Raw genomic sequence first — 10,179 nt, 5'->3', positions numbered from 1 at the left:
GCTGCACGGCACCGGGCTGCTGGACCTCGACGGCGGTGACGGCGAGGAGCCCGTCGGCGAGGACGGGCAGCTGTCGGCGGCGTGGTCGCAGGGGCGGGCGCTGAGCGAGGCCGAGCCCGCCGACCAGCTCGAGCGCGCCGCCCGCTGGGCGGCGCTGGCGCTGGAGGTCGCCCAGCGGCAGGCGCGGGCGGTGGCCGCGCTGCCCGAGCCGCGACGCCGCCCGGGCGGGCCGCCGCTGGGCGTGCAGACCGCGCACGCCGAGTCGGCGGCCGCGCTGCTGGCCGTGGAGCTGGAGCGCACCGGCCTGCCGCTGGAGCGCTCGACCGCCGAGGCGCTGCTGGAGCGGGCCACCGGGCCGCGCCCGGCGTCGGCGGCCGAGGAGGCGCGGCTGCGCGCGGCCCGCGACGCCCCCGTGCGCCGGGTGCTGGGCGCCGGGGAGGTGGACCTGCGCAACCCCGTGCAGGTGCTCGGGGCGCTGCGCGGGCTGGGCTTCGACCTGCCGGACACCCGGGCGTGGCGGCTGGAGCAGTTCCGGCACGCGCACCCGGCGGTGGAGGCGCTGCTGGCCTGGCGCAAGGCGGAGCGGATCGCGACGACCTACGGCTGGAACTGGCTGGACACCGCCGTCGGCGCGGACGGCCGGCTGCGGGGGGCCTGGTCGGCCTCGGACGCCGCCGCCGGGCGGATGACGGCGCAGGCCGGGCTGCACAACCTGCCCACGGAGCTGCGGCCCGCGGTGGCGGCCGAAGCCGGTTCGGTGCTGGTGCGCGCCGACCTCGGGCAGGTGGAACCGCGGGTGCTGGCCGCGGTCTCCGCCGACGCGGGGCTGACGGCCGCGACGCGCGAGGACGACCTCTACGCACCGGTCGCCGCGGCGCTGGCCGCCGACCGCCCCACGGCGAAGGTGGCGGTGCTGGCCGCCATGTACGGGCAGACCTCCGGTGCGGCCGGTGAGGCGCTGCAGCGCATGGAGCGCGCCTACCCGACGGCGCTGGGCTACCTGCGCGCGGCGGAGGAGGCGGGCCGCGAGGGGCGCGACGTGCGCACCTGGGGCGGGCGGCTGGTGCGCGTGGGCGCCCCCGCGCCCGGCGAGGTGGGCACCGCGACGGCCGCGCGCGGCCGCTTCGCGCGCAACGCCGTGGTGCAGGGCGCGGCCGCGGAGCTGTTCAAGGCGTGGGCGGCGACCGTGCGCGCGGGCCTGGCCGGCGGCGCGGGGCGGATCGTGCTGTGCCTGCACGACGAGCTGCTGCTGCACGTGCCGGCGGGCGACGCCGAGCGGGCAGCGGCCCTGCTGCGCACCGCGCTGGAGCAGACCGCCGCGCGGTGGGCGGCCGGCAGCGGGGTGCGCTTCGTCGCCGACGTCAGCGTGGTCCGGCGGTGGTCGGAGGCGAAGTGAGCGCCGCGGTGCCGGCCGGGGGCGGAGCGGCCGCGAACAGCCGGTCGAAGCAGGCGTCGGCGACGTCGCCGAACGGCTGGTCCGCCGGGCCGGTCAGCCACGCCTCGAGCGCGACGTGCAGGACGACGACGGTGGTCTCGGCCAGCAGCGCGGCAGTGAGCGGGTCGAGGCCGCGCTCGGCGAGGCCGGGGCGCAGGACCCGGACGAGGTCGTCGCGCTTCTGCGCGTCGCGCTCGCGCAGCGCCGGTTCGGCGAGGACGAGGGCCCGGTGGCGGCGCAGCTGCTCGTGGTGGCCGTCGAAGCGCTCGTCGCCCACCTGGCGCAGTCCCCGCCGCAGCAGCGTCAGCGGGTCGAGGTCGGCGGGCGCCTGCTCGAGCAGGCGGCGCGCCAGTTGCGGGATCGCGTCGCCCTCGAAGAGCACCTCGCGCTTGTCGGCGAAGTGGCGGAAGAACGTGCGCGTCGTCAGTCCCGCCCGCTCGGTGATCTGCGGAACGGTCGTGGCGGCGTAGCCCTGCTCGGCGAACAGCTCCAGCGCAGCCCGCTGGAGGCGCCCGCGCGCGTCCGGAGTCCACCTGCCCACCGCTCCAGCGTAGGTGATGACGCGACGTGTCGTGGCGTGCGACGATGACCACGTGATGACACGTCGTGTCATCGGTGTCGTCGGAGAGGGGCAGCGCCGTGGTCGGTACCGGGGTCGACGTGTTCGTGCTCGGGGGGACCGGGCGGACGGGACGGGCGGTCGCCGACGCCCTCGCGCAGCAGGGCCCGGACGGCCCGGTCCCGGTGCTGGTCGGCCGCGACCGCGAGCGGCTGGCGACGGCCGGCCGCGAGAGCGGGTTCCGCACGGTGCTCGCCACCGGGCCGCGGGAGATGGCCGCCGCGGTCCGCGAGGCGCGGCCCGCCGTCGTCGTCAACACCGTCGGGCCGTTCACCACCACGGCCGGCCCGCTCGTCGAGGCGTGCCTGGCGGCGGGTAGCGACTACGTCGACATCGCCGACGACGTGGCCGCGGTGCCGGCGCTGCTCGGCCCGGGACTGGCCGAGAGCGTCGGCGGGGAGTTCGTCGACGCCGAGGGGGCCCGGCGGTGAGCGCCGGGACCGCGGGCGGCACGGAGAACCCGGGGAACCCGGGGAACGAGGCGCTGTGGCTGGACTCCCCGCGCGCCGGCTTCCGCGTCGGACCCGCCCCGCGCCCGCGGCCCGGTCCCGGCGAGGTCGTCGTGCGGGTGCGGGCCGTCGCGGTCAACCCGGTGGACGCGGTGCCGGCGTTCGTGCGCCGCCGGTTCGTCTACCCGTGGCTGCACCACCCCGCCGTGCTGGGCACCGACGTGGCGGGCGAGGTCGTCGAGACGGGCGACGGCGTCAGCCGCCTCGCCGCCGGGGACCGCGTCGCGGGGTTCGCCACCGGGCAGGAGCGCTTCCGCGACAGCGCCGCGCACGGCGCCTTCCAGCGCTTCGCCGTGCTCGACGCCGACCTGACCACGCCGCTGCCGGACGCGGTGGCGCTGACCGACGCGGCCGTCCTGCCGCTCGCCGTGGCCACCGCCGCCGCGGGCCTGTTCCAGCCCGACCAGCTCGGGCTCGCGCTGCCCACCGCGGCCGCGCCCGAGCGCGGGGCGACCGTGCTGGTCTGGGGCGCCTCGACCAGCGTCGGCGCCAACGCGGTCCAGCTCGCCCGCGGCGCCGGGTACCGGGTGCTCGCGACGGCCTCGCCGCACAACCACGAGCTGGTGCGCTCGCTCGGTGCGGCCGAGGCGTTCGACTACCGCGACCCGGACGTCGTGCGCGACCTCGCACGGGCCCTGCGCGGGCACCACCTCGCCGGCACGCTCGCCATCGGGGCGGGTTCGCTGGGCCGCGCGGTGCGCCTCGCCCGGCGCACCGCGGGCACCGGGCGCGTCGCGTCGGCGTACCCGAACCCGCTCACCGCGGCGCGCCGGGTGCTGGTCCGCCCCCTCGGCGTGCGGGTGTCGGCGATCTGGGGCGGCACCCCCGCGCAGAACTCCGTCGGCCCGGCCGTCTTCTCGCGGTACCTGCCCGCGGCGCTGGCCGACGGGAGCTACCGGCCGGCGCCGCGCGCGGAGGTCGTCGGCGACGGGCTCGCCGCCGTGCCGCAGGCGCTGGAACGGCTGCGCGCCGGGGTCTCCGCGCGCAAGCTCGTCGTCACGCTGTGAGCGCGGCGCGCGCTTCCCCGGCGGCGGGGACGACGCGCTGCTCGGCGAGGCGGTCGAGCAGCTCGGTGAACCGGTCGATGCTGTCCAGGCACTCGCCGAACCCGACCCGGCGGACCTTGACGGTGCTGGAGACGTTGTCGAACTCGGAGTGGAACAGGAAGTCGCCGAACTGCCAGCGCACCAGGTCCGCGTAGGGCGTGGGGCGCAGCCCGTGCCGCTGCACCATGCGCTGCCAGGTCTCCTCGTGCATCGGCATGGTCGAGGTGAGGGAGAAGTCCTGCGGCTCGTCGTGCTCCACGCCCAGGTGCCGGGCGATGGCGGCGTAGGCGTGCGCCCAGCGGAACTGGTCGCCGTTGGTGACGTTGAACACCTCCCCGTCCGCGGCCGCCGTCGAGCCCGCCCAGACGGTGGCGCGCGCCAGCAGTTCGGCGTCGGTGACCTGGTACAGCGCCTCGGCCGCGGCGTGCGAGCCGGGGAAGCGCAGCGGGAGCCCGAGCTCGCGGCTGATGGCGGCGTGCACCGCCACCACCATGAGGATGTTCATCGGGTTCCCGGTGGCGTAGCCGACGACGCCCTCGGGGCGCAGCAGCGTGAGGCCGAAACCCCGCCGGGCGGCCTCCTCGCGCAGCACGTCCTCCTGGGCGTAGTAGAAGTTCGGCACCAGCAGCCGCGGGTCGCGCTCGCGGGCGGGCGTGCGGAACCCCGGCAGGTGGGCGCCGTAGGCCTTGCCGCCCTGGTAGAGCGTGACGTGCCGCAGGGGTGCGTCCCGCAGGGCGTCGAGGGTGTTGCGCAGCAGCGCGGTGTTGTCCTCGATCTGCTGCCGCTCGTCCCCGCGCTCGACGTAGGCGGCGAACACCAGGTGCGTCGTGTCGGCCGCGCCGGCCAGGTCCGCGCGGGCGCCGTCCGCGTCGGACAGGTCCGCGCGCAGGGGTTCCCACGCGGTGCCGCTCTGCTCGCGGCGGGCCGCGCCGCGCACCGTCCAGCCGGGGACGCGGGCGTACTCGGCGGCGGCGTGGGCGCCGATGACGCCGGCGGACCCGGCGACGAGCGCCACGCCGGGCTCGCGCGCGGCGGCGGCGATCGGGTCGGTCCCGCCGAGCGGGCCGGCGGTCGTGCTCTCGTGCGACATGGTGCGTCCTCCGCGTCCTCCGTGGCGCTCGCGGCGGGCGGCGCCCCCGCCGCGGCCGGTGCAGCTGCGACGCTAGGTGCGCGGGGCGCGGCCCGCGCGCCGAGACGCGCGGGTGGCCGGAGGCGCCGAGGCCGAGGTGCCGGCGGGTGGAGCGGGAGGAGAGGTCCACGGGGGGAGCACCTCTCGCGGGGGCGCTCCCCACCTCGTGCGGCGCCTGCGAACCTCCGGTGTCAGCGCACGGAACCCTGGCGGAACGTCACAGCGCGTGGGCGGAGTTCAGCGCAGCAGTCGCAGCCGCCGCGGGCTGGTCCCCACCCGCAGGCGCTGGCCGCGGGTGAGCAGCAGCCGGTCCTCCTCCAGCCCGTCGCCGAAGACGACGAGCTCGTCGCCGAGGACGTCGAGCACGAGGTCCCCGCCGCGCAGCCGCCCGGCGGTGACGTCGGCGCCCGTGGTGGGCGAGGGCCACGCCTCGCGCACGAACCAGGCCAGGTCGGCATCCGCCGGACCCGGCAGCGGGGAACCCCCGGCGCTGCCGGCGCGCTGGCGGGCCAGCGAGGCGAGCCAGCCGCCGGCGCCCGTCCCGGTGCCGACGACGACGCCGCTGGAGGCCTGCCGCTCGCACCGGCCGTCGGGGGCGGTGAGGACGTAGCGGCTGGTCTGGTGGCTGCGGTGGCCGACGTAGACCTCGTTGAGGGCGTGCAGCTCCTGCCCGTCGTCGGTGACCGCCCGCACCATCGTGCGTTCCTCGCACTCGGCTGCGGACGCGCTGCGGCGCAGCAGCTCGGCGGCCCGCCGCGGCGGGTGCGGCACGAGCGCGCCGACGTTGCGCCCGGGGTCGGGGTCGATGCCGACGACGACCTGGCCGCTCAGGTGCTTGGCGACGTTGGCCACCAGCCCGTCCTGGCCCACGACCACGACGACGTCCTCGGGGGCGAAGAGGAACCGCGGCAGGTCGGCGCGCTCGACGGCCCCGGAGCGCCAGTCGGCGGGCACCGCGGCGGCCACCGCGGCCAGGGCCCCGCGCTGGCGCTCGTCGGCCTCCTCCAGCTCGGCGAGGTCGTGGCCGCGGGTGCGCAGGAAGAACGCGGCCTGGCCGCGGGTGCCGTGCCGGGCGACCGCGTCGGCGAACGGGGTCCGCCGGTGCACGAGCACCACCCGCGGCGCCAGGCTCACGCGGCGCTCCCGGTGGCGGTGCTCCCGGTCAGGCGGGAGAGCGCGGTGCTCAGCACGTCGGGGCTGAGCACGAGGGTGCCGATGGAGGGCAGCTGCCCGGCGAGCTCGCGGGCGGCCAGGGCGAGCAGGACCTCGGGGGTGGTGCCGGCGACGGCGGCCAGCCGCGCGGCCTCCGCACCGGCCTCCGCCTCGCCCTGCACCCGGCGGGCGGTGGCGTGCGCCTGCGCCAGGCGCTCGGTGCGCTCGGCCTCGGCGCCGGCGCGGACGGCGTCGGCGGCCGCGGCCTCCTGCGCCTCGCGCCGCCGGTTGGCCCCGCGCTGGGCGACGAGCTCCTCCTCGCGGCGGGCCAGCTCGACGGCGCTCTGCAGCTCGTTCTCGCTGATGGCCCGCTCCCGCTCGACGGCGAGCGCGCGCCGGCGCGAGCCGGCGGCGTCGGCGTCGGTCTGCAGCTGCTCGCGGGTGGGGGTGCCGAGCGCCTTCTCGACGTCGGGGTCGGGGCGGACGGCCACGACGCGGGCGTCGACGAGGACGAGGCCGGTCTCGGCGAGCCGGGCGTCGGCGGCGAGGCCGGCGGCGATGCGCTCGCGGGTGAGGGCGACGCCGGCGAGCAGGGCCTCGCGCAGCGGCAGCCCGGCGAGCACGTCCAGGACGTGCTGCTGCGCGGTCTCGGTGAGCAGCCCGGCGATCTGCTGCAGGGGCGCGCCCAGCCAGCGGCCGGTGGCGGGGTCGAGGGAGAAGTCGACGCGGGTGGCGGCCAGCTCGGGGTCGCCGACCCGGAAGGTGAGCGTGGCCTGGACGGTGACGTCCTGGAAGTCGGCGGTGCGGGCGTGCACGAGCAGCGGCAGCTCGCGGTCGTCGACGGGGACCTCCGAGAGCACCGCGACCAGCGGGCGGAACCAGAACGCCTGCCCGGTGCCGGAGTGCGCGAGCCGGCCGGCGCGGTGGTGGACGACGTGCGCGGTGGGGGTGCTGCGCAGGTGCCGCACGAAGGGGTAGCGGGTGATCTCGGCCATCGGTTCCTCCGGGTCCGGACGGGTGGCGGTGGTCGCCACCCGTCACCGGTCATTATTCTCGTCGTCATGACGATAAGAAGCGCCTCGCTTGTCGTCAAGTCGACGACAAGCGGCTACGCTGGCCGGGTGAGCGCGTTCCCCGCCGTCGCCGTGACCGTCGACCTCGTCGTGCTGACCGTGCGCGCCGGCACCCTGTCGGTGCTGCTCGTCGAGCGCGGCGAGGAACCCTTCCGCGGCCGCTGGGCGCTGCCCGGCGGTTTCGTCCGCCCCGACGAGGACCTGGCCGAGGCCGCCCGGCGCGAGCTGCACGAGGAGACCGGGCTGCCGCCCGGCACCGTCCACCTGGAGCAGGTGGGCACCTGGGGCGCGCCCGACCGCGACCCCCGCCAGCGCGTCGTGACCGTCTGCCACCTCGCGCTGGCCCCCGACCTGCCGCTGCCGGTGGCGGGCACCGACGCCGCCGACGCGCGCTGGACCCCCGTCGCGGACACCACCTCGGGCGCGGTGCCGCTGGCCTTCGACCACGACGTGCTGCTGGCCGCCGCGCTCGAGCGCGCCCGCGCCAAGCTGGAGTACACCCCGCTGGCCACCGCCTTCTGCCCGGCCGAGTTCACCGTCGCCGAGCTGCGGCGCGTCTACGAGGCCGTCTGGGGCACCGCCCTGGACCCCCGCAACTTCCACCGCAAGGTCACCGGCGCGGCGGGCTTCCTCGAACCCACCGGCGCGAGCACCACCCGCGACGGCGGCCGCCCCGCGCAGCTGTTCCGCCGCGGGCCCGCCACCGGCCTGCACCCGCCGCTGCTGCGCGGCTGAGGCGCCGGCCGGCCCGGGCGACGCGCGCGCCGGGCCGTCCGCGGCCCGCGGGTCCGTAGGATCGCCGGGTGAGCGATCAGCCCTCGGCCGAGGCGGCCGGCGGCGCACCCGCCGGCCCCTCCGCCCGGCGCGCGGGCACCCGGGACACGCGCGTGGCCATCGAGGCCTCGCTGCTGCCCTCCCTCTTCGGCGGCCCGCACGTGGCCGTGGTCGCCGTGGACCGCGACGGCCTGATCACCGCCCTGACGGCCGAGGCGGAGCTGCTGCTGGGGTACTCCGAGAGCGAGCTCGTGGGCGAGCCGCTGCACGAGCGGCTGCACTCCCAGCGCCGCGACGGGCGCCCGCTGGCGCGCCGGGACTGCCCGGTGGTGGCGGCGCTGGAGGGCGCGCGGCCCGCGGTGGGCGAGGACGACGTCCTGGTGCGCGCGGACGGCTCCCTGCTGCTCGTCTCCTGGGCCTTCGCGCCGACCGTGCTGGCGCGGACCCTCACCGGCGGCGTCCTCACCTTCCACGTGACCGTCGCCGGCGGCGACGAGGGCGACCGGGGCGACGGGGGCGGCGGCTCCGGGCGCGGGGCCCGCCGCCTGGCGCTGGCCGAGGCCGCCAACCAGCGCCTGGCGCTGCTGGCCGACGTCTCCCGCCTGCTGTCGGCGGCCCCGGCCGACCTGCACGAGGCGCTGGAGGCGGTCGGGCGCCGGGTGGTCCCCCAGCTGGCGGACTGGGTGGTGGTGGACCTGCTGGAGGAGGGCAGCACCACCCGGGCCCGCCGGGTGGCGCTGGTGCACCGCGACCCGGCCCTGGAGGGGCGGCTGCGCAGCGAGCTGGGACCCCTGCCGCCGCTGACCCCGGGCTCGGCCTCCCCGCTCGCGCAGGTGCTGCAGGGCGGGTCGCTGCAGCACCTGTGCGACGTCGGCGCCCTCGACGCGGGCGGCGACGCGGCGTGGGGGGACCGGCTGTCGCTGGTGCGCCGCCTCGGTGCCGCCTCGGCGATCACCGCGCCCCTGCAGGCCCGCGGCCTCACCCTGGGCGCGGTCACCCTCGTGCGCGCGGACCCGGGCCGCCCCTTCGGCTCCGAGGACCTCGCCTTCGTGTCCGACCTCGCCGGCCGGGTGGCCGCGACGGTGGACACCACCTGGCTGCTGCAGCGCGAGCAGCGCCGCGCCGAGCAGATGCAGCGGGCCCTGCTGCCCCAGCTGCCCGACCGCGTGGGCGGCCTGGAGCTGCACGGGCTCTACCAGCCGGCCAGCGACCTCGCCCAGGTGGGCGGCGACTGGTACGACGCGTTCCCGCTGCCCGGCGGCGGCACGGCCCTGGTCATCGGGGACGTCGCCGGGCACGACCTGCACGCGGCCACCCGGATGGGGGCGATCCGGCACAAGCTGCGCGCCCTCGCCGCCGACCGGGTGGACCGCCCCGCGCAGGTCGTCACCCGGCTGGAGCGGGTGCTGGCGCGCTTCGCGCCCGACGACGTGGCGACCCTCGTGCACGCGCACCTGCGCCGGGAGCCCGACGGCGGCGGCGGCCTGGAGTGGACCTGCGCCGGGCACCCGCCGCCGCTGCTGCTGGTGCCCGGCGCGGCCCCGCGCTTCCTGGAGGCCGAGGCCGACCTGCCCGTGGGGGTGGCGGCGGACCTGCCGCGGCACGACACCCGCGCGGCGCTGCCGGCCGGCGCGACGGTGGTGCTCTACAGCGACGGGCTCGTGGAGCGCCGCGAGGAGTCCCTCACCGTCGGCCTGCAGCGCCTGCTGCGGGCCGCGCGCGGGCTGGAGCAGCTGCCCCCGCAGCAGCTGTGCCGGCAGCTGCTGGAGCGCGTGGGCCCGACGGGCAGCGACGACATCGCCGTGCTGGTCGCCCGGCTCAGCCCGGTGCGCGCGCCGCGGGCGGCGCCGCCGCGGGCCCCCGCGGCGCACACCGCGCACGCGGGGACCGGCTCCGTCCCGGTGCGGCTGCTCGGCGTGCCGCTGCGCCTGCGCGCGGAGTTCACCCAGCACACCGAGGGGCTGCTGCGGGAGCTGGCGCTGCTGCGCATCGGCGCCGGCCACGAGGGTGCGCCGTCCCTGCCGCAGCGCCTGGTGGACCTGGCCGCGGACCTGCAGCGCACGTACGCGCCCCTGCTGGCGCGCCCGGCGGCCGCCATGGAGGAGGCGGCGGCCGCCGGCCGCTCCGCCGCGGACGTCACCTACGAGGTGCCTCCCGACGCCGGCCCCTTCGTGCGGCACGTGCTGGCGGTGCTCGAGGAGGCCGACGAGTTCTGCCGGGCCGAGACGCACCTGCTGACCCTGCCCCCCGCCCCCGCCGTCGTGGCCTACCGCCGGTGGCTGCTCGGCGAGTTCACGCGCCAGCTCGCCGGGGAGCCGCCGCTGCCCTGGCGCCCCCAGGAACAGGCGGAGGCCGCGCGGGGACCTGCGCAGCGGGCCGCGCGGGAGGCCGCCGCCCCGGCGGGCGCGCCGGGCGCGCCGGGCGCCGGCACCCCGCTGCGGC

The 10,179-nt window shown here is 78.7% G+C and carries 9 protein-coding genes; 5 read left to right on the top strand and 4 right to left on the bottom strand.

Annotated elements, in window-relative coordinates; all coding sequences use genetic code 11:
• Positions 1–1,396: DNA polymerase (locus tag GTQ99_RS14275; RefSeq protein WP_166616402.1), on the top strand; the 1,396-nt coding region annotated here is incomplete at its 5' end.
• Here GTQ99_RS14275 and GTQ99_RS14270 read toward each other — a convergent pair.
• Positions 1,362–1,976, bottom strand: coding sequence for a TetR family transcriptional regulator (locus tag GTQ99_RS14270; protein ID WP_166616401.1), 615 nt, complete (start codon positions 1,974–1,976; stop codon positions 1,362–1,364). The two genes, GTQ99_RS14275 and GTQ99_RS14270, sit on opposite strands and share 35 nt — an antisense overlap.
• A 98-nt stretch (positions 1,977–2,074) precedes the next feature.
• On the opposite strand from GTQ99_RS14270, the gene GTQ99_RS14265 reads away from it, so the two are divergent.
• Both GTQ99_RS14265 and GTQ99_RS14260 read left to right on the top strand, forming a co-directional pair.
• The gene (locus tag GTQ99_RS14265) at positions 2,075–2,485 is read left to right on the top strand and encodes a saccharopine dehydrogenase NADP-binding domain-containing protein (protein WP_166616400.1); all 411 of its coding nucleotides are present in this window, start codon (positions 2,075–2,077) and stop codon (positions 2,483–2,485) included.
• Complete coding sequence (locus GTQ99_RS14260; protein WP_205707487.1) at positions 2,482–3,570, top strand: alcohol dehydrogenase catalytic domain-containing protein; 1,089 nt, start codon at positions 2,482–2,484, stop codon at positions 3,568–3,570. Before GTQ99_RS14265 ends, GTQ99_RS14260 begins: the two co-directional genes overlap by 4 nt.
• Here the strand turns inward: GTQ99_RS14260 and GTQ99_RS14255 are convergent.
• The 3 genes from GTQ99_RS14255 to GTQ99_RS14245 form a co-directional block, all read right to left on the bottom strand.
• Positions 3,560–4,699 (bottom strand): SDR family oxidoreductase, encoded by a 1,140-nt coding sequence (locus GTQ99_RS14255; RefSeq protein WP_166616399.1) that lies wholly within the window; start codon positions 4,697–4,699, stop codon positions 3,560–3,562. The genes GTQ99_RS14260 and GTQ99_RS14255 overlap by 11 nt on opposite strands.
• A gap of 276 nt (positions 4,700–4,975) precedes the next feature.
• Positions 4,976–5,872 (bottom strand): hypothetical protein, encoded by an 897-nt coding sequence (locus GTQ99_RS14250; RefSeq protein ID WP_166616398.1) that lies wholly within the window; start codon positions 5,870–5,872, stop codon positions 4,976–4,978.
• Positions 5,869–6,885 (bottom strand): SPFH domain-containing protein, encoded by a 1,017-nt coding sequence (locus tag GTQ99_RS14245; RefSeq protein ID WP_166616397.1) that lies wholly within the window; start codon positions 6,883–6,885, stop codon positions 5,869–5,871. The genes GTQ99_RS14250 and GTQ99_RS14245 overlap by 4 nt, the downstream gene beginning before the upstream one ends.
• A 126-nt stretch (positions 6,886–7,011) precedes the next feature.
• Between GTQ99_RS14245 and GTQ99_RS14240 the strand changes: the two genes are divergently transcribed.
• Positions 7,012–7,698 carry an NUDIX hydrolase gene (locus GTQ99_RS14240; RefSeq protein WP_338075003.1) on the top strand — a complete coding sequence of 229 codons (687 nt, stop codon included), beginning with the start codon at positions 7,012–7,014 and terminating at the stop codon, positions 7,696–7,698.
• Positions 7,699–7,766: 68 nt separating this feature from the next.
• A partial coding sequence (locus GTQ99_RS14235; RefSeq protein ID WP_166616395.1) for a SpoIIE family protein phosphatase occupies positions 7,767–10,179 on the top strand: 2,413 nt, incomplete at its 3' end.

The sequence above is a fragment of the Kineococcus vitellinus genome (assembly GCF_009906315.1).
In the GTDB taxonomy this organism is placed as follows: Bacteria; Actinomycetota; Actinomycetes; order Actinomycetales; family Kineococcaceae; genus Kineococcus; species Kineococcus vitellinus.
This window is presented reverse-complemented; position numbering and strand designations above follow the sequence as displayed.

Excerpts from the sequence above, each read along its gene's own strand:
- GTQ99_RS14255 (WP_166616399.1), bottom strand. The coding sequence starts at position 4,699 with ATGTCGCACGAGAGCACGACCGCCGGCCCGCTCGGCGGGACCGACCCG.
- GTQ99_RS14245 (WP_166616397.1), bottom strand. The coding sequence starts at position 6,885 with ATGGCCGAGATCACCCGCTACCCCTTCGTGCGGCACCTGCGCAGCACC.